At 68.0% G+C, this 18529-nt stretch carries 21 protein-coding genes and 1 tRNA gene; 13 read left to right on the top strand and 9 right to left on the bottom strand.

Translation table 11 applies throughout. From position 1 onward, the window contains the following. Positions 1 to 13: 13 nt before the first annotated feature. A complete protein-coding gene (locus IP93_RS08780; RefSeq protein WP_242006815.1) occupies positions 14 to 487 on the bottom strand; it encodes an LEA/WHy family protein in 474 nt (157 codons plus the stop codon). Between the two features lie 128 nt (positions 488 to 615). On the opposite strand from IP93_RS08780, the gene panE reads away from it, so the two are divergent. Next, positions 616 to 1545 carry a 2-dehydropantoate 2-reductase gene (panE, locus tag IP93_RS08775; RefSeq protein ID WP_144814684.1) on the top strand — a complete coding sequence of 310 codons (930 nt, stop codon included), beginning with the start codon at positions 616 to 618 and terminating at the stop codon, positions 1543 to 1545. Here panE and IP93_RS08770 read toward each other — a convergent pair. Further along, a complete protein-coding gene (locus IP93_RS08770) occupies positions 1497 to 1724 on the bottom strand; it encodes a hypothetical protein (protein WP_144814611.1) in 228 nt (75 codons plus the stop codon). The genes panE and IP93_RS08770 overlap by 49 nt on opposite strands. A gap of 219 nt (positions 1725 to 1943) precedes the next feature. Further along, positions 1944 to 2019, bottom strand: a tRNA-Phe gene (locus IP93_RS08765). Between the two features lie 166 nt (positions 2020 to 2185). On the opposite strand from IP93_RS08765, the gene IP93_RS08760 reads away from it, so the two are divergent. Next, a complete protein-coding gene (locus tag IP93_RS08760; protein ID WP_144814609.1) occupies positions 2186 to 2641 on the top strand; it encodes a DUF6491 family protein in 456 nt (151 codons plus the stop codon). Here the strand turns inward: IP93_RS08760 and IP93_RS08755 are convergent. The 4 genes from IP93_RS08755 to ftsY form a co-directional block, all read right to left on the bottom strand. Beyond that, positions 2620 to 2892, bottom strand: coding sequence for an oxidative damage protection protein (locus tag IP93_RS08755; RefSeq protein ID WP_144814607.1), 273 nt, complete (start codon positions 2890 to 2892; stop codon positions 2620 to 2622). The genes IP93_RS08760 and IP93_RS08755 overlap by 22 nt on opposite strands. Positions 2893 to 2959: 67 nt before the next feature. Next, positions 2960 to 4018, bottom strand: a complete 1059-nt coding sequence (gene mutY / locus IP93_RS08750; RefSeq protein ID WP_144814604.1) for an A/G-specific adenine glycosylase — start codon at positions 4016 to 4018, stop codon at positions 2960 to 2962. Further along, positions 4015 to 5358, bottom strand: coding sequence for an AsmA family protein (locus tag IP93_RS15625; protein WP_158636312.1), 1344 nt, complete (start codon positions 5356 to 5358; stop codon positions 4015 to 4017). Before IP93_RS15625 ends, mutY begins: the two co-directional genes overlap by 4 nt. A 50-nt stretch (positions 5359 to 5408) precedes the next feature. Next, positions 5409 to 6749, bottom strand: a complete 1341-nt coding sequence (gene ftsY / locus IP93_RS08735; protein ID WP_144814597.1) for a signal recognition particle-docking protein FtsY — start codon at positions 6747 to 6749, stop codon at positions 5409 to 5411. 67 nt (positions 6750 to 6816) lie between these two features. Here ftsY and rsmD point away from each other — a divergent pair, with 67 nt between their 5' ends. The 7 genes from rsmD to IP93_RS08700 all read left to right on the top strand — a co-directional run bounded on the left by rsmD (position 6817) and on the right by IP93_RS08700 (position 12463). Further along, complete coding sequence (gene rsmD, locus IP93_RS08730; RefSeq protein WP_144814594.1) at positions 6817 to 7443, top strand: 16S rRNA (guanine(966)-N(2))-methyltransferase RsmD; 627 nt, start codon at positions 6817 to 6819, stop codon at positions 7441 to 7443. Positions 7444 to 7499: 56 nt separating this feature from the next. Continuing rightward, a complete protein-coding gene (gene coaD / locus IP93_RS08725) occupies positions 7500 to 8003 on the top strand; it encodes a pantetheine-phosphate adenylyltransferase (protein WP_144814591.1) in 504 nt (167 codons plus the stop codon). Positions 8004 to 8045: 42 nt separating this feature from the next. After that, positions 8046 to 8543 (top strand): hypothetical protein, encoded by a 498-nt coding sequence (locus tag IP93_RS08720; protein WP_144814589.1) that lies wholly within the window; start codon positions 8046 to 8048, stop codon positions 8541 to 8543. A gap of 69 nt (positions 8544 to 8612) precedes the next feature. Continuing rightward, positions 8613 to 8861 carry a YfhL family 4Fe-4S dicluster ferredoxin gene (locus IP93_RS08715; protein ID WP_144814586.1) on the top strand — a complete coding sequence of 83 codons (249 nt, stop codon included), beginning with the start codon at positions 8613 to 8615 and terminating at the stop codon, positions 8859 to 8861. 6 nt (positions 8862 to 8867) lie between these two features. Beyond that, the gene (gene ggt / locus IP93_RS08710) at positions 8868 to 10652 is read left to right on the top strand and encodes a gamma-glutamyltransferase (RefSeq protein WP_144814584.1); all 1785 of its coding nucleotides are present in this window, start codon (positions 8868 to 8870) and stop codon (positions 10650 to 10652) included. 195 nt (positions 10653 to 10847) lie between these two features. Continuing rightward, complete coding sequence (locus IP93_RS08705; protein ID WP_144814581.1) at positions 10848 to 11738, top strand: MBL fold metallo-hydrolase; 891 nt, start codon at positions 10848 to 10850, stop codon at positions 11736 to 11738. After that, positions 11735 to 12463 carry a TMEM43 family protein gene (locus IP93_RS08700; RefSeq protein WP_144814578.1) on the top strand — a complete coding sequence of 243 codons (729 nt, stop codon included), beginning with the start codon at positions 11735 to 11737 and terminating at the stop codon, positions 12461 to 12463. The genes IP93_RS08705 and IP93_RS08700 overlap by 4 nt, the downstream gene beginning before the upstream one ends. Here the strand turns inward: IP93_RS08700 and upp are convergent. Both upp and IP93_RS08690 read right to left on the bottom strand, forming a co-directional pair. Then, the gene (gene upp / locus IP93_RS08695) at positions 12460 to 13089 is read right to left on the bottom strand and encodes a uracil phosphoribosyltransferase (protein ID WP_144814577.1); all 630 of its coding nucleotides are present in this window, start codon (positions 13087 to 13089) and stop codon (positions 12460 to 12462) included. The genes IP93_RS08700 and upp overlap by 4 nt on opposite strands. A 3-nt stretch (positions 13090 to 13092) precedes the next feature. Further along, complete coding sequence (locus IP93_RS08690; protein WP_144814575.1) at positions 13093 to 14589, bottom strand: aminotransferase class III-fold pyridoxal phosphate-dependent enzyme; 1497 nt, start codon at positions 14587 to 14589, stop codon at positions 13093 to 13095. A 127-nt stretch (positions 14590 to 14716) separates the two neighbouring features. On the opposite strand from IP93_RS08690, the gene IP93_RS08685 reads away from it, so the two are divergent. From IP93_RS08685 to yajC, 4 genes are all read left to right on the top strand, one after another. Then, on the top strand, positions 14717 to 15148 hold the full coding sequence (locus IP93_RS08685) for an Lrp/AsnC family transcriptional regulator (protein WP_199747166.1): 432 nt from the start codon (positions 14717 to 14719) through the stop codon (positions 15146 to 15148). Positions 15149 to 15340: 192 nt separating this feature from the next. Then, complete coding sequence (queA, locus tag IP93_RS08680) at positions 15341 to 16402, top strand: tRNA preQ1(34) S-adenosylmethionine ribosyltransferase-isomerase QueA (RefSeq protein ID WP_144814570.1); 1062 nt, start codon at positions 15341 to 15343, stop codon at positions 16400 to 16402. Positions 16403 to 16536: 134 nt separating this feature from the next. Next, positions 16537 to 17661, top strand: coding sequence for a tRNA guanosine(34) transglycosylase Tgt (gene tgt, locus IP93_RS08675; protein WP_144814681.1), 1125 nt, complete (start codon positions 16537 to 16539; stop codon positions 17659 to 17661). A gap of 462 nt (positions 17662 to 18123) precedes the next feature. Then, complete coding sequence (gene yajC, locus IP93_RS08670) at positions 18124 to 18459, top strand: preprotein translocase subunit YajC (RefSeq protein ID WP_144814568.1); 336 nt, start codon at positions 18124 to 18126, stop codon at positions 18457 to 18459. The last annotated feature ends 70 nt before the right edge of the window (positions 18460 to 18529 follow it).

The following is an 18529-nucleotide window of genomic DNA, read 5'->3' as shown; positions in this document are numbered from 1 at the left end:
ATTGGGGAGGGGATCAGCGGAGCACGCCGGACAGTCCGGGGGCCGGACTCAGCGCGCTGCTGCGGTCGATCTTGAAGGTGCGCTGCTTGGCTTCTTCGGGCGTGGCGTCGATGGTGCCCTTGAGGGTGTAGTCCACGCCGCGACCGGCCGCGAGGGCATCCGCCACGGCGAGCTTGGCGGCGGCGCCTGGGGTGAGGGTCACGGTGATCACGTCGGCCGATTCCTTGCCGATCGATAGTGCCGGCTGCGTGGCAAGGCGCCCGGCGTCCTGGCCAGCCACGCTCAGGGCCAGGTCCACCTGGTCGAATCGCATGGCCATGCTGCTGAAGTTCTCGATCCGCAGCTCGGTGGACCAGCTGCCATCGGCACGGACGGTGAGCTGCTGGATACGCGCCGTTGGCTCGGACACGCGACGCACGGGGCCGCTGGCGCAACTGGCCAGGAGGGCGGCGCCAAGCGCCAGGCCGATCCATCGCATCACCTTCATCCACTCGCTCCAAGGTAGGGACATCCGAGCATACTACGGCGCATGGTGAATGCGCGGACGCGGACGCGCAGGCGACCGGCCGGCAGGCGATCGCTAAGATGGACACCACGAGATTGGGAAAGATGGCGATGCGGATCCTGGTGGTGGGTGCCGGCGGCGTAGGGGGTTACTTTGGCGGGCGGCTTGCCGCGGCGGGCCGCGACGTCACCTTCCTGGTGCGCGAGCGGCGTGCGGAGCTGTTGGCGGACCAGGGCCTGCGCGTGCGCAGCCCGTTTGGCGACATCGACCTGGCCGCGCCGCAGACCGTCACCCGCGAAACGCTCGCCACGCCATTTGAGCTGGTGGTCATTGGTTGCAAGGCCTACGACCTGCCCGGCGTCATCAACGACGTGGTGCCTGCGGTCGGTCCCGAGACCGCCATCCTCCCGCTGCTCAACGGCATGCGCCATCTGGACGAGCTGGACGCGCGCTTCGGCGCCTCGCGCGTGCTGGGCGGCCAGTGCCATATCGCCGCGACGCTCGATGGCGAGGGGGTGGTCCACCACCTCAACCGCACCCACAGCCTGACCTTCGGCGAGCGCGACGGCAGCGTCTCGCCGCGCATGCGGCACATCACCGCGATGCTGTCCGACGCCGGCTTCGACGCGCGCCCCAGCCAGCGCATCGTCCAGGACATGTGGGACAAATGGGTGTTCCTGGCCACGCTGGCCGGCATCACCTGCCTGATGCGTGCTTCCGTGGGCGACATCATGGCTGCCCCGGCGGGGCACGAGATCACCTTGGAACTGCTGGACAACTGCGTCGCGGTGGCCAGCGAAGCCGGTCATGCGCCCGACGAGCCCGCCATCGAGCGAACGAAACGGTCGTTGACGGAGTCCGGTTCAACATTGACCGCATCGATGTTGCGCGACATCCAGCGTGGCGGTCCTATCGAGGCCGACCACATCGTGGGTGACATGATCGCGCGCGCGGGGCGCCACCGTGATGGCATCCCGCTGTTGCGAGTCGCTTATGCGCACTTGAAGGCATACGAGGCCAGCAGGGTGCGCGCCAGCTGATCGCTGCGGTCGTAGATCCGGATTTCCACATCGGTGGCCTGGATCATGGCCATGGCGTTGGCCTCGATCTGGGCGATGCGGGAGGCATCGAGCAGGGTAGGGTAGCGACAGTGGCTGATGCGGTGGTCGATGGCTCGCGACACGGGTAATGTGGCGTGGAACTCGATTCGATACCCCATGGCGTGATCCCCTGTGTGGTGAGCCCGCTGCGCACGGTTGACGCGGCAGGAACAGGACAATGATCACGGTTGGCCGTTGCGATGTCTGTCAGGTGAAGCCACGGCGGGATGTAGGAAAATTCCTACGCCGTGGGCAACGGGATCCCAAGGCCGGGAAAACGAAAAGCCCCGCAGGGCTTATCGCCTTGCAGGGCCTACGTTTCACGCTGTCCACCGAAATGGTGGCCGGGGAGGGAATCGAACCCCCGACACGGGGATTTTCAATCCCCTGCTCTACCAACTGAGCTACCCGGCCAACAACTCGCCGGTAACGCGAGAGGCGGCATCATACGGTTTGGTGGCGCGGCTGGCAAGCCTTACCGCGGCTGAATGCCGGCGCGCCGCATGCGCCGCGCGATGTCACAAGGCGCATCATCAGAGGGCACCCCCCTTCTGCCGCCGCATGCGGCAAGGAGACAACGATGAAACGGATCCTTCTAATGGCCTTCCTGGCCGCAGGGTTGCTGTCGGGCTGTGCGACCAACCGGATCAGCGATGCCGAGCGGCTCGACATCTATCGCGCCCACGCCAGCGCACCCGTACCGAGTTTCCGGTACTTCACCTCGCTGGATGGGTGGACGCCCTTGGGCGATGCGGCGCTTGCGGTCTGGGCGCGGCCCAACGACGTCTACCTGCTGGAGCTCAGCGGATCCTGCCCGGGCCTGGACTTCGCGCCGGCGATCAGCGTGACCAGCCAGATGGGCACCGTATACGCCCGGTTCGACAAGGTGGTGGTACTGGGCAGCAACATGGCCACCATTCCGTGCCAGATCCGCGAGATCCGGCCGGTGGACATCAAGGCCATCCGCCACGCCGAACAGGACCGGCGCGAGTTGGCTCAGCCTCAGCATCAGCCTCAGCCTTCGGGCGGGACGTAACCGGCCGGCTTTTCGGCACAGCCCCCGAAGAGGAACTTCTGCATCTCGCCTTCAAGGAAGGCGCGGTGCTTGGGATCCATGGGCGAAAGGCGGTTCTCGTTGATCAGCATGGTCTGGTGCGCCAGCCACTTGCCCCACGCGGCCTTGCCGACGCCGGCAAACACGCGCTTGCCCAGTTCGCCAGGCCAGGGAATGAAGTCCAGGCCTTCGGTATCGCGCTGTTCGTACTGGCAGAAGACGGTGCGGGGCATGGTGGTTCCGTGGCAGACAGGCATGCGTAAGGGTGTGGCGGTGGGCTTGGTGCGAACTCGACCGGTGTCAGGTGCCTATCAGCAGGCGCCTGATCGGCGCCGGGATACCCAGCGAGTCGAGTTGGTCGCGGGCGACCCAGCGCAGGTCGTCATTGTCGCTCACGCGCGCGCGCAGGGCGACCGGGCGTACGAGCAATGGCTGCAGCTCCAGCTTGTAGTGGCTGAAGGCGTGCGCAATGGGCGCGAGGCTTGTGCCTTCCGCGAAGTCGCCTTCCACGTGGGTGTCGAACCACGCCAGGGCGAGGGTGGGGTCGTCCGCCTGCGGCAACGTCCAGAGCGATGCCCAGATACCGGTCGGCGGGCGGCGCTGAAGCAGGATGCGATCGTCTCCATCCTCCAGCCACAGCACTTGCGCGTGGCGTTGTGGCAGCGGCTTGCCGGGCTTTGGCGTGGGCAGTTCGGCGGTGCGGCCTTCGCGCCGCGCGATGCAGTCGTCCTGCAGCGGGCACAGCACGCAGGCGGGATCGCTGCGCGTGCATAGCGTGGCGCCCAGGTCCATCTGCGCCTGGGTGTAGTCGGCCATGCGCGCGTCGGGCAGCTGCGGGTTGTCCACGTGGGCCTGTGCGAAGGCCCACAGGCGCTTCTCCACCGCGGGTTGCCCGGGCCACCCGTCGACGCCGTGGTAGCGGCTGAGCACGCGTTTCACGTTGCCGTCGAGGATGGCGTGGCGGTCGCACCAGGCTTGGGACAATATCGCCGCGGCGGTGCTGCGGCCGATGCCGGGCAGCGCGGTGAGTGCGTCGATGTCACGCGGCAGTTCGCCACCATGCCCTTCGATGCAACGCCTGGCCGCGGCATGCAGGTTGCGGGCCCGGGCGTAGTAGCCCAGCCCTGACCACAGGGCAAGCACGTCATCCAACGGCGCCGCGGCCAGGTCCCGCAGCGTCGGCAATGCGGCGACGAAGCGCTCGAAGTAGGGTGCGGCGGTCTTGACCTGGGTCTGCTGCAGCATGATCTCCGACAGCCACACGCGGTAGGGCGTGCGTGGGTGCTGCCAGGGCAGGTCATGGCGGCCGCAAACGTCGAACCAGGCCAGCAGGCGGGTGGCGAATGCGTCGGCGGTCATGGGGTCGCACCCGGTGGGCTGTTGCGTGTCGAAGGGCCGGCCGTTCCTTGCATGGCGGGTGCCGTGGGATTCGACGCCGGCTCGTCGCCTTCGAACTCCACCTCGACCCCTTCCAGTTGCGCGCCGGCGATGTCGAGCCGCGGTGTGCTCAACGTGCCGTCCAGCGGCGGCAGCGGGTTGCCGCTGGAGGCGGCGCTGGACCATTCCAGCACTTGCGGTACGCGGAAACGCGCCGCGAAGCGCGTGGCGTCGCGACGCAGGTTCAATGCGGTGATGTCGGCGAGGTCCGTGCGGCCCTCGTAGGCAAGGCCAAACGGAAGGGGAGAAGTGGACTGGCCGATGGGCGGCGGCAGTGCCGGCCAGCCGGCGGGCCATTGGGCAATGGTGCCGCCCAGGTTCAATGCGAGGCGTTTTCCCAACGCCAAGCGGCCGCGCGCGCGCAGGCTCGGGACGACGGACGATGTTTGTTCGGCGGCCTTGGCAAGTGCGCGGTCGCGCAGCGCCACGCTCGCCGGTGACAGCGTCCATGTCGCTTCGTCGAACAGCAGCGGGCCATGCAGGCCCAGTACGAAGGGGATGCGTTGATCACCGCTCACGTACCGGGTGGCAATGCCGATGCGCGCAGGCATCACGCGGATCGCATCGTGGCCCAGGTCCAGTGGGCCGGATACGGCAATCGACGACGGCATCGACCAGTCGCCGTGGTCAAGGGTCACGTCGCCTCGCGCACTGAAGTCGGCCTGGCGGGCCGGTCGTGACAGCGCGACATCCAGATCGAAGGGAATGGTCAATGGCTCATCGACATAGCGCCCGCGCAGGCGCGCACGCACGGGTTGGCCCGGGTGCAGGGATGGCAGGGTGGCGTCGATGCCGTCGATCGACCAGTCGCTGCTGGTGACATGGCCGTTGTTGACTTGCAGGCCGTCGCTCAGGGTAGGAATCTGCTCCTCGCCCGGTGGGCGCGTGTCCAGCCAATGCTGCAAAGCAGGCAGGTCGAGGTGTGGGCTGTCCAGTTCGATGCGGCGGATGGCAAGCGCCTGTCCGCGGTTGCGAATCGTCGACCAGGGCACGGCTACATGGACGCGGTCGGCACGCAGCAGCGGCGTGGCCGCACCAGGCTCGCGCACCACCACATCGCGTACTACCAGCAGCGGCGTGCCGCGCAGCCGGTATTCGCTGGCACCGCCAACGGTGATTTCCAGGCCGAGCGAACGGCCCAGCGTGCCGGTCACCAGCGAGGCGAACTGCGGAGGCCGGCTGCTCCAGTACAGCAGTGCGGCGACGCCTGCCAGCGCCACCGCCAGCGCCGCGAGCAGGACCAGCCTGCGCCGGGTCGTCATCCAGAGGTAGTCCAGTGGGTGCCGGTCATTCAGGCGTGACGCACAGGCGCTCAGGCGCCCAGCGCCTCGGGCAGCAACGCGTCGACGAAGGCCTCGGCGTCGAACACGCGCAGGTCCTCAGGACGCTCGCCGATGCCGGCGAAGCGGATCGGGATGCCGAACTCGCGGGCCAGCGCGAACACCACGCCACCCTTGGCGGTGCCATCGAGCTTGGTCACCACCAGTCCGGTCACGCCTACGGCGGCATGGAACTGGCGCAGCTGCGACAGCGCGTTCTGGCCGGTGGTGCCGTCGATCACCATCAGCACTTCGTGCGGTGCGGCGGGGTCGAGCTTGGCCAGCACCCGTTTGATCTTGCCGAGCTCCGCCATGAGGCCCTGCTGGGTGTGCAGGCGGCCGGCGGTATCGGCGATCAGTACCTCTGTGCCGCGCGACTTGGCGGCTTGCAGGGCATCGAAAGCCACCGAGGCCGCATCGGCATTCTGGCCCTGGGCCACCACGGGCACGCCGTTGCGATCCCCCCAGGCCTGCAACTGCGCAACCGCCGCGGCGCGGAAGGTGTCGCCTGCGGCCAACATCAGCGGACGGCCCTCGTCCTTGAAGCGCTTGGCCAGCTTGCCGATGGTGGTGGTCTTGCCCACGCCGTTGACGCCCACGGTCAGCAGCACGAAGGGCCTGGCATTGCGGTCGATCTGCAGCGGCACGGCTACCGGGCGCAGCATCGCCAGCAGGTCGTTGCGCAACGCGGCCAGCAGCGCCTGCGCGTCGGCGAACTCGCGGGCCTTCATGCGCTTGCGCAGGCTTTCCACCAGTTGCGTGGTGGCCGCAACGCCCACGTCGGCGGTGAGCAGGGCGGTCTCGATCTCGTCCAGCAGGTCGTCGTCGAGCTTCGGGTTGCGCGAGAACAGGCCGCCGAACGCGCGCGCGAAGGCGCTGCCGCGAAGACGGTCACGCCAGCCTTTCCTGTCTTCGGCGGCGGCGACGGGTTCCGGCGATTCTTCCGGAGCGGTGCGGGCGGAAGGGGCCAAAGCCGCATCCAGCGCGTCGGCGCGGCCCGCTGTACCGCTGGTCGACAACCTGCCGGGTACCGATTCGCTTTCCAGTGCGGCGGCAATGACTTCGGCAGGGACGGGTTCCGCGGGCGCACGGTGCACCGGGGCCGTCGGCGATGGTTGTGCAGGTGGCGTCGGGGCGGCATCAACCGGCCCCGGAGGCGCGGCGGAGGCGTCGCCGGTCAACGCTCCATCAGCCGCCTGGGGAGCGGCCTCGGATTCGGCCGTTCCAGGCGCAGGCGCGTTGGGGAACGCCGCGGCCAGCTCGTCGAGGCTGGGCCGCTTGGCGGTATCGGTGTCAGCCGCATCGGGCTTCTTGCGGCGGAAAAAACTGAGCATCGCGTGGGGACATTCCGTGAATGCGCGAGAATGCGCACATGCTAGCACCGGCCCCCGCGAGCCCTCGATGAACAACTCCCGACCACCTCGGCCGTCCGCCCCACGCCCGCCCGCCAAGGGCGCATCCGGACGCGTGCGCCTGATCGGCGGCAAGTGGCGGGGCACGCGGTTGGACGTGCCCCAGGCGCCGGGTCTGCGGCCGACCGCCGACCGGGTGCGCGAAACCCTGTTCAACTGGTTGATGCCGGTGCTGCCGGGGGCGCGGGTACTGGACCTGTTCGCCGGCAGCGGCGCACTGGGGCTGGAGGCCCTGTCGCGTGGTGCCGCGTCCGCGGTGCTGGTGGAGCGGGATCGTGACCTGGCCACCGCGCTGGCCAGCACCCTGGCCCGGCTGGAAGGGGGCGGGGCGGGGCAGGTGGTCAATGCGGATGCCCTGGCCTGGCTGGCGACGGCCAATGGCGACCGGTTTGGCCTGGCATTCGTGGACCCGCCGTTTGCGGCGGGGCTCTGGGATGCGGTGGTTCCCCGCCTTGTAGGGCGGCTGTCCCCGCACGCCTGGCTGTATGTGGAGTCCCCCGCCGATGTGACTCCGGTGCTGCCGCCAGACTGGGAACTGCACCGGGAGGGCCGCACCCGGGAGGTCCGTTTCGCGCTGTACCGGCGGCTCCCGGCGGGCACTGATACACTGGCATGAACACGGCCGGTCCGTCCGGTACTTTCCGTTGCGCCACTCCAGCCAATGACCCTCGCATGACCGCGGCCCGAAACCGTATCGCCGTCTACCCCGGCACGTTCGACCCGATCACGAATGGCCACGTCGATCTTGTCGACCGTGCCGCGCCGCTGTTCGAGAGGCTGGTCATAGGTGTGGCCGAAAGCCCGGCCAAGGGCCCGGCGTTGCCGCTGGAGCTGCGGGTGGATCTCGCCCGCCAGGCACTGGGCCACCACCCGCACGTGGAGGTGCGCGGCTTCAACTGCCTGCTGGCGCATTTCGTGGCCGAGGTGGGCGGCGGGGTACTGCTGCGCGGCCTGCGCGCGGTCTCCGACTTCGAGTACGAATTCCAGTTGGCCAGCATGAACCGCCACCTCATTCCCGAGGTGGAGACGCTGTTCCTGACGCCAGCCGAGCAGTACGGCTTCATTTCCTCGTCGCTGGTGCGCGAAATCTCGCGCCTGGGTGGCGATGTTTCCGGTTTCGTGCCGCCCGCCGTGGCCGCCGCACTGCAGGCGCAGTGGCGGGGCGCGGCAGGCTGACTCCTTACCAACCGCAGTACCCACCAAGACAGGGGCTCCCCGATGAAGACCACCACCCGCCTGATGCTCACCGCCTGCCTCGCGCTGCCGCTGCTGGCCGCATGCAAGAAGGAAGATGCCGCCAAGCCGGAGGCTGTCGTCCAGGCGCCGCTGGTCGCGCCGACCACCAACGACGAGAACGCCTGGGGCACGTACCTGCAGGATGTCGTCAAGCGCAACCTGGACGGCGTGACCGGCCAGCCCTACCTGTACTTCCTGCCGGCCGAGGAAACCCCGGATTTCCAGGGCTACTATGACCGCTTGCTGGAGCAGGCCTCGACCGACCTGCAGCGCGGCATCCTGGAGGGCAACCTGGTGGCGTACGGCTCGCCGTCGTCGAGCAGGATGGCCGACCTGGTGATCGCCTCGTTTGCAAAGGTGCAGCCGGGCGCCATGAAGGGCGTCAAGATGCTGTTCCTGGGCAATTCCGCGGACAACGAGCGCGTCAAGGCCGCCGTCGCCCCGGCTGGCGTCGACTACAAGTTCATCGAGACCAGGTAACCGGCTCCGTGCCTGCCGCGCCTGCAATGGCGCGGCGGGGACAGCCGGCGTACTGGCGCCCCCACCGCCATGTCGCTGAAGATCAACGAACTCTGCGTCAACTGTGACGTCTGCGAACCCGCCTGCCCCAACCAGGCCATTTCGCAGGGCGAAACGATCTATGTGATCGATCCGGCGCGTTGCACCGAATGCGTCGGGCACTTCGACGAACCCCAGTGCGTGGTCGTCTGTCCGGTCGAGTGCATCGACCCTGATCCCGAATACCCCGAATCCCACGAGCAGTTGCTCGCCAAGCTGGCGAGGCTGCAGCAGGAGTGACTTTGCATGGCCATTGATCTGCGCGCACGGACCGCGTTGCTGTTGCTGACGGTTGGTTTTGTGTTCGCGCCGGTCATGGCCGGTCCGCTGGCACAGGACGGTTCGACGTCCACGGCTGCCACCAGTGCGGCTGCTTCGGCGAAGGTCGACGCCACCGCATCCTCCCGGTCGACGCCGCCGGGCACCGCCATCGCCAGCGCGCATGCGCTGTCCACCGACGCCGGCATGGAGATCATGCGCGCGGGCGGCAACGCGTTCGATGCGGCCATCGCGGTCTCGGCCACGTTGTCGGTGGTGGAGCCGATCAGCTCCGGTATTGGCGGCGGCGGCTTCTTCCTGCTGCACGACGCGCGCAGTGGCCGCGATGTGTTCGTTGACGCGCGCGAGACCGCGCCGGAGTCCGCTACGCCCGAGGCCTACCTTGATGCCAAGGGCGAGCTCAACCGCGACCGCTCGGTCAACGGCCCGTGGTCGGCGGGCATCCCGGGCCTGCCTGCCGCACTGGTGCACCTGGCGGAACGTTATGGCCGCCTGCCGCTGAAGATCTCGCTGGCCCCGGCCATCCGCATCGCGCGCGAAGGCTTTCCCATCTATGCGCGGCTGGAGAAGGGCTACGCCACGCGCCGCGAGGTGATGGAGCGCTACCGCGGTACCCGCGCGGTGTTCCTGGCCGATGGCACGCCGCCGCAGGTGGGCGAGATCCTCAAACAGCCGGACCTGGCGCGCACGCTGGAGCTGCTGGGCGAGAAGGGGTTCGATGGCTTCTACCGCGGCGACGTGGCGAAGAAGCTGCTGGCCTCGGTCAAGCAGGAGGGCGGCAAGTGGCGCGCCGATGAACTGGCCGGTTACCGGGTCAAGGAGCGCGAACCGCTGCGCTTCAAGTACCACGAATGGGACGTGATCACCGCGCCGCCGCCGTCGTCGGGTGGCGTTGCGATGGCGCAGATCCTGCAGATACTGGAAGGCTGGGACCTGTCCAAGCTGGATGCCGCACACCGCACCCACCTCATCACCGAGGCGATGCGTCGCGCGTACCGCGATCGCACCATCTACCTGGGCGATCCGGATTTCGTGCGCGTGCCCGTGGCCCGCCTGACCAGCCCCGAATACGCTGCCGGCCAGCGCGCGTCCATCCATCCCGAGAAGGCGCTGCCGAGCGAGCTGCTGTCCGGCCAGCCAGCGCCGCTGGAAGACGATGAGACCACGCATTTCTCCATCATCGATGCCGAAGGCAACCGCGTCGCGGCCACGCAGACCGTCAACCTGCTCTACGGATCAGGCCTGGTGGCACCGGGTACCGGCGTGCTGCTCAACAACGAGATGGACGATTTCGCACTGCGGCCGGGCACGCCCAACGCTTTCGGCGTGATGGGCTTCGAGGCCAACGCACCCAAGGCGGGCAAGCGCATGCTCAGCTCGATGACGCCCAGCTTCATCGAGTCCAAGGACAAGGTGGCGGTACTGGGTGCACCGGGCGGCAGCCGCATCATCACCGAGGTGCTGCTCGGCATCCTGGCCTACGACGATGGCCTGGACTCGCGGCAGGTGGCGGCGTTGCCGCGCATCCACCACCAGTGGATGCCCGACGTGATCTCCGCTGAAGCCGGTGCGCTGGCACCGGACACGGTGAAGGCGTTGGAGGCGATGGGCCACAAGGTCAACGCCGCCGAGCAGCCTTGGGGCAACCTGCAGACCGTGGCGTGGGACAAGGCCAGCAACACGCTGGATGGCGGCACCGATCCGCGCAATCCGGTGGGCAAGGCCGACGTGCTGCTGGCGCCAGCCAGGTAGTCGCCGGAAGCTGCACGCGGGTGGCTTGCCGTGCGTCCGCGCGGGGCATGGCAGGGCGGTAGCCATGCCCGCGCGACCCTGCCGTGACCGCGACCGAGCGCATCGCGGCACGGTCTTTGCCGTTGCGGCCATGTGCGGGTGACGGCGGTATCATTGGGCGATAATTCACAAGATCGCGCGCGTGAGGTGGTCAACATGAAACTCTGGTCGCTGCTGGGCAACAGCCAGAAGCTCGACGGTGGCGCCATGTTCGGCAACGCACCGCGCGCCATGTGGGCCAAGTGGGCGCCGCCGGACGAGCAGAACCGCATCGACCTGGCGTGCCGCGCGCTGCTGGCCACGCCGCTCAACGGCAAGACCGTGCTGTTCGAAGCCGGCATCGGTGCGTTCTTCGAGCCCAAGCTGCGCGAGCGCTACGGCGTGGTCGAAGAGCGCCACGTGCTGCTCGATTCACTGGCCGCCGCCGGGTTCAAGCCCGAGGACATCGACGTGGTCGTGCTCTCGCACCTGCACTTCGACCACGTCGGCGGCTTGCTGGCGCAATGGCAGGACGGGCAGCCACCGCGGCTGGTGTTCCCGAATGCCAGCTACCTCGTCGGCCGCGAACATTGGGAGCGTGCGTTGCATCCGCACGCGCGCGACCGTGCCAGCTTCATCCCGGAACTGCCCGCACTGATCGAAGCCACCGGCCGGCTGGAGCTGGTTGACGGGCCGCATAGCCTGGCGCTGGGCGACAGCGTGCGTTTCCATTTCAGCAGCGGCCACACGCCGGGACTGATGCTGGCGGAAATCGTCGGCCCCGAAATCGTCGACGGCCAGCCGCACGGCGGCGTGGTGTTCTGCGCCGACCTGATCCCGGGGCGGCCATGGGTGCACGTACCCATCACCATGGGCTACGACCGCAATGCCGAGCTGCTGATCGACGAGAAGAAGAGCTTCCTCGCCGACAAGCTGGCGCGCAACGTGCACCTGTTCTTCACCCACGACCCGGGTTGTGCGCTGGCGCAGGTTACCCGCGATGAGAAGGGCAAGTTCGGCACCGTGCATGAAGTGGCCGAGTTGCATGCAAGGGCGCTGGCGACATGAGGTTTGCTCTGGCAGTGCTTGCGCTGCTGGTGGTGGGGCAGGGCGCTCGGGCGCAGGAAGCGCCGGAACCGCTGCCGCAGGCCGGACGTGTCATCGTCGACCCCGACTTCCGCGTGGAAACCCGCCAGTTCGGGCTCGACCGCCGGGTGGAAATGCTGCAATGGCGTCGCGATGGCGCGGCCTACCAACCGGTGTGGAACGAGGCACCCATCGACTCAGGGAATTTCGACACGGGGTACCGCAACCCCGGCGAACTGCCCATCGAGGGCGAGCGCTGGTGGTCCACCGATGCCACGCTCAACGGCAAGCCACTGGCCCCGGAGGTATTGCGCACGCTGGGTCAATGGCGCCAGTTCCGCCCCGGTTTCCAGCGTCTGCCGGCCAATCTGGCGGCCACGTTCCAGCCTGATGGCGATGGCCTGAGCAGCAGCGAGAATCCGCTCGACCCACAGGTCGGCGACCTGCGCATCACGTGGCGCGAACTGACCCTGCCACCGTTGCTGGGCAAGGTGGAGTTGCGCGATGGTGTCTGGCATCCGGTGCCGGCCGCCGCGGCTCCGGCGACGCCACCGGTCTCCGAGGAGCCGCTGGAGCCGGCGGACGCGAGCGAAACGGTTCCGGGGCACTGGTGGCTGTGGGGCGCCGGCGGGCTGGTAGGGCTCGCGCTGGTAACGCTGGTGACCTTCAGGCGTCGCCGCCGTGGCCCATCGGCGAACGACCGCTAGAACAGGTCGGTGCCGAACAACTTGTCGCCCGCATCGCCCAGCCCGGGCAGGATGTAGCCGACGTCATTGAGCCGCTCGTCGATCGCCGCGGTGTACACCTCGAAGTCGGGATGTGCCGCTTCCACGGCGCGCAGTCCTTCCGGCGCCGCCACCAGGAACACACCCTTGATCCGCAGGCAGCCCTGCGCCTTGAGCTGGTCGATGGCGGCAATGGTGCTACCGCCGGTGGCCAGCATGGGGTCGACGATGATCGCCACCCGTTCTGCCATGCGCGCGGGCAGGTTGAGGTAATACCGGTCCGGGCGCAGCGTCTCCTCGTTGCGCTTGAGCCCCACGACGCCGATACGCGCGGTGGGCAGCGCGGCCAGCACGCCCTGCAGCATGCCCAACCCCGCGCGCAGGATTGGCACCAGGGTGACCTTGCCGGCGAGCCGTCGCACCCGCGTCGGGCCGGCCCAGCCTTCGATGACGGTTTCCTCGGTCTCCAGGTCGCGGGTGGCTTCGAACGCCACCAGCGTGCCGACCTCCGCCACCAGTTCGCGGAATTCCTTGTTGCTGATGTCCTTGCGCCGCATCAGGCCCATCTTGTGCTGGACGAGCGGGTGCTGGACTTCGACGACCCGCATGGATCAGGCCGCCGCGGCCTGCGTCGCGCGCGGACCTTCCTTCAGCGCGCGGCCGACCATCGCCACCAGCAGGTCGATTTCTTCGCTGGTGATGGTGAACGTCGGGGTGAAACGCAACGAATTGGCGCCGCCGTGGATCACGCCGATGCCATGTTCGCGCAGCCACTCCTCGGTGGAGCCGGCGCCGTAGCACTTGTACTCCGGCGACAGCTCGCAGGAGAACAGCAGGCCGGTACCCTGCACCTTGGTGATGGCGCCGCCCAGCTGGGCCTTCAGCGCCTCCAGTTTCTGCAGCGCCTCGACGCCGCGCGCGCGGATGTTGTCGCGCACCGCCGGGGTCACCTGCTTCAGCACCGCACAGGCCACGTCCAGCGCGCGCGGGTTGGTGGTCATGGTGTTGCCGTACAGGCCCTTCTTGTAGGTCTCGGCGGCGTGCTTGTCGACGGCGAGCACCGACAGCGGGTACTGGCCGGCGTTGAGCGCCTTGGAGTAGGTCTCCATGTCCGGCGCTTCGACGCCTTCGAAGCCCGCGTAGTCGACGATCGACAGCACGCCCTGCGCGCGCAGGCCCGCCTGGATCGAGTCCACCAGCAGCATCGCGCCGTGCGCCCTGGTCAGCGCACGGGCGGCATTGTAGAAGTCCACCGGCACGCTGCGGCCCGGGTCGCCTTCGCCCATCACCGGCTCCAGGAACATCGCCTCGATGAACCAGCCGTTGGCGTCGGCATCGGCGAACACCTTCTTCAACGCCTCGATGTCGTAGGGCTCCACCGCCAGCACGCTGTCCTCGCCGCGGAAGCTGGCCAGGTGCTGCAGGTAGGTCTTGCGGGTGGAGTCCGAATACAGCGCCGGGCGCTCGGTGCGGCCGTGGAAGCTGCCCTTCACCACGAGGCGCTTGACGATGCGGCCGGCGTGGCGCGCACCCGGGTCGGTCATCAGCTTGGCGTTTGCATCGACGATGCGCGAGGCCAGCGACACCGATTCCGAGCCGGAGTTCAGGCACAGGAACTTGTCGTACGGGCAACCGCCGCGCGTGGTGCCGATGGCGGCACGCAGCGCGCGCTCGAAGCGCAGGTGCGACAGCGACGGGGTCATGATGTTGGCCATCGCCTGCGGCTTGGCCATCGCCTCGATCACCGCCTTGGGCGCGTGACCCAGGCCGAGCATGCCGTAGCCGCCCGAGTCGTGCAGCACGGCGCCCTTGAGGGTCACGATCCACGGGCCGCGCGCGGTAAGCGCCACGTACGGGTTGACCGCATCGTCTGCGTAGAAGTTGACGTAGCCGGCCTGCAGGGCCTGGATCTGGGTGTCCTCGTCCTTATCGAGCAGGTCGGCGAAGTCGTCCTTGATGCGCGCGTACTCGGCGGCGGCGGCCTCGATGGCCTCGCCCAGCTCCGGATGGTTGGCGGCGAAACGCAGCACGGTGGCATCGTCCAGGCCGGACGTGCGGCGGACACCGCCGTGGGCGCGCAGCGGCGCGAGGGTATCAAGGACGGTCATGGCGCACTCCGGCGGGCAGTTTCAACGTGTATCCGGTCATTATCGGGTTTGATTTCGTCGATAGACAGCGTAAATTTGTGCGAAATAAAGTTCATATTCGTCAAAATGACGATATAAGTTGATCCAAGTGCAAATTTCTTCCGCCGACCAGCAACTGCTCTCCATCCTGCGCGAGAACGCACGGGCGTCCACGGCGGAAATCGCCCGGCGGCTCAAGCTCTCGCGCACGACCGTGCAGAGCCGGATCGAACGGCTGGAGCGGCAGGGCGTGATCGCCGGCTATACGGTCCGGGTGGACGACGAGGCCGAGCGGGGCTGGATCCGCGCGCACATCATGATCACCGTGCTTCCCAAGCAGGCCCCCGCGGTGGTCAAAGCGCTGCACGCGATGGCTGAAGTGCGGACCCTGCACTCGGTCAGTGGCCCGTTTGACCTGGTGGCGCTGGGCGTGGTGCCCAGCGTGGCCGAGATGGACCAGTTGACCGACCGCATCGGCGCCATCGACGGGGTGGAGCGGACCACCTCATCGATCATCCTGTCGGCCAAGTTCGAGCGGTGAGTGCGGGGTGGTAGGCCCTGTTCCGGTGGCTACGCGGGAATAACCCGACCGCGGCCTGGAGAAGGGACCAGGTCCAGGCTTGGCGACGCAGCGGTCATCAGGCTGAAGGGGGCAGCCGCGTTTTGCCAGCCTGCACGGCCCCGTGGGCCACGCCCTATACAATGACCGGTTCCCGACGCCCGCCCCGCCCGCTTGAAGAAGTCCGATTTCCATTACGACCTGCCGCCCGAGCTGATCGCCCAGGCCCCGCTGGCCGAGCGTTCCGCCAGCCGGCTGCTGCTGGTGCCGCCCGCGCCCGCGCCGCTTGAGGACCGCCACTTCCGCGATCTGGTGGACCTGCTCGCGCCCGGTGACCTGCTGGTGTTCAACGACACCCGGGTGATCCCGGCGCGTCTGTTCGGGCAGAAGGCCACCGGTGGCCGGGTGGAAATCCTGATCGAACGCCTGCTGGGCGGCAACCAGGCCCGCGCGCAGTTGGGCGTGAGCAAGTCGCCGAAGACCGGCGCGCGCATCGCGCTGGACGCCGGAGGCGAGGCAGAAGTGCTGGGCCGCGACGGCGAGTTCTACGTGCTGCAGTTCCATGTGCCGGAATCGCTGGAGCAGTGGCTGCTGCACGCCGGCCGCCTGCCGCTGCCGCCATACATCCAGCGTGCGCCTGGGCAGGATGATGCCGAGCGCTACCAGACCGTGTTTGCGCGGGAGGTCGGCGCGGTGGCGGCACCGACCGCGGGCCTGCATTTCGACGAGTCGCTCCTGGCGGCGCTGAAAGCCAAGGGCGTGCAGTTCGGCCACGTGACCCTGCACGTGGGCGCGGGTACGTTCCAGCCGGTGCGCGTGGATGACCTGGGCCAGCACGTGATGCACAGCGAGTGGCTCAACGTGGGTGCTGAACTGGTGGACGCGATCCGCCAGACGCGTGCCGCAGGCGGCCGTGTGATCGGCGTGGGTACCACCGTGGTGCGCGCACTGGAAAGCGCCACGCGTACCAGCGAAACCGGCGAGCGCGAGCTGCAGCCGTATGCCGGCGAAACCCGGTTGTTCATCCTGCCCGGCTACCGCATCACCGCGGTGGATGCGCTGGTCACCAACTTCCACCTGCCCGAAAGCACGCTGCTGATGATGGTGTCTGCGTTTTCCGGTCAGGACCGCATTTTCCAGGCGTATGCGCACGCCATCGCCGAACGCTACCGCTTTTTCTCCTACGGTGACGCCATGCTGCTGTTCCCCTCCGACACCACGCGGGAGGCGCCATGAGTCCTGGACTGCCCCCCGCAACCGACAACGAACACGCGCCCGATGCCAGCGGCGAAGGAAACCCGGCGGTCGGCAATGATGGCTTCCGGTCGGACGTGGCTGATGACAGGGCGACACCCGCCGCCGATTCCCGCATGTCGTTCGAACTGCTGGGTACCGATGGCCAGGCCCGTCGTGGCCGCCTGACTTTCCCGCGCGGCACGGTGGAGACGCCGGCGTTCATGCCGGTGGGCACCTATGGTTCGGTGAAGGGTGTGATGCCCGAACAGGTGCGCGAACTGGGCGCCGAGATCATCCTCGGCAACACCTTCCACCTGTACCTGCGCCCGGGGTTGGACGTGATCGCCGACCACGGCGGGCTGCACGGCTTCGGCCGCTGGAACGGACCGATCCTCACCGATTCCGGCGGTTTCCAGGTGTTCTCGCTGGCGCACAAGCGCAGGATCACCGAGCAGGGCGTGACCTTCGCCGCGCCCACCGATGGTCGCAAGGTGTTCCTCGGACCCGAGGAAAGCATGCACATCCAGAAGGTGCTCGACTCGGACATCGTGATGATCTTCGACGAGTGCACGCCGTACCTCGTGGATGGCCAGCCGGCCAGCGAGCAGGTGGCGTGCAAGTCGATGGAGCTGAGCCTGCGCTGGGCCGAGCGCAGCAGGAAGGCGCACGAAGGCAACGACGCGGCGCTGTTCGGCATCGTGCAGGGCGGCATGTACCCGGAGCTGCGCACGCGCTCGGCCGAGGGGCTGAAGCAGATCGGGTTCGATGGCTATGCCATCGGCGGCCTGGCGGTGGGCGAGCCGGAAGAGGTGCGCAACCACACCCTGGACCACATCGCGCCGCAGTTGCCGGAAGACCGCCCGCGCTACCTGATGGGCGTGGGCCGGCCGGAGGACCTGGTGGAGGCGGTGGCGCGCGGCGTGGACATGTTCGACTGCGTGATGCCCACCCGCAATGCGCGCAATGGGCACTATTTCACCTCGTTCGGCACGGTGCGGGTGCGCAACGCCAGGTACGAGCGCGACCTGCGGCCGATCGAGGAGGGGTGCGACTGCTACGCCTGCTCGCGCGGGTTCAGCCGGTCGTACCTGCGGCATCTGGACCGCTGCAACGAGATGCTGGCGCCGATGCTGGGTACGTTGCACAACCTGCGCTACTACCAGCGGTTGATGGCGCAGATGCGGGCGGCGATCGAGCAGGGGCGGTTTGCGGATTTCCGGGCGGAGTTCTATGCGCTCCGGGCGGGGGGTGGTGACTGACCTTTGCGACCTCGGTCGTTGTGGTCTGGAAGCAAAGCGGGGTGAGCGGGGTTGAGGGCCGGCCGCCGCCTCTCCAACCGCATCGCGGGTGGGGGGGGGGAGTCAAAAGCGAAGCGCGGATCCCGCTTCTCCCGATCGTGCCTCGACGGTTGGGCAGTCAACAGGCGGTGTCCCCAACAGAACGCGCGCTCCACTGGGCGGTTTGCAAGGCGCCGCCTTCCGAAGCCAGGAGCCCAGGCATGCCGAGAGGCTTGTTCCATGGGGGTATTGCGTAAAGCCCGCCATGGATGGCGGGCGGCGGCGACTCGGCGCAGGATGCGCCGACGGAGCCGAGGAGCAATGCCCCCATGGGACAAGCCTCCCTGCCGAAGACCGGCTTTCCGGCATCCCAGCGCCTTGAAACCGGCCCCCACCAATCCCATGGCATAATCCCAAGCTTATTTGGATTGCCGGAAGACCGACATGAACCTGCTCGATCTCGTGATTGCCCCCGCATACGCCCAGAACGCTCCGGCCGCCGGCGGCGGCATGGGTACCCTGCTGTTCCCGATCATCCTGATCGCGATCATGTACTTCCTGATGATCCGCCCGCAGATGAAGCGCGCCAAGGAGCACAAGGGCATGCTGGAAAAGCTGTCCAAGGGCGACGAGGTGCTGACCAATGGCGGCATCGCCGGCCGTGTCACCGACATCGGTGAAAACTTCATCACGGTTGAAATCGCGGACAACGTGCAGATCCGCGTGCAGAAGGGCGCGGTCGCCAACGTCCTGCCCAAGGGCACCTTGAAGTCGGCCTGATCCGGCTCCAACACCTGCTGACGCCAACCTTACGCCGATAGACGGCGGCCACCGGCCGCCGTGGGGTTCA

Origin of the sequence: Aerolutibacter ruishenii, from assembly GCF_007830115.1 — a bacterium.
Lineage (GTDB): Bacteria > Pseudomonadota > Gammaproteobacteria > Xanthomonadales > Xanthomonadaceae > Aerolutibacter > Aerolutibacter ruishenii.
This window is presented reverse-complemented; position numbering and strand designations above follow the sequence as displayed.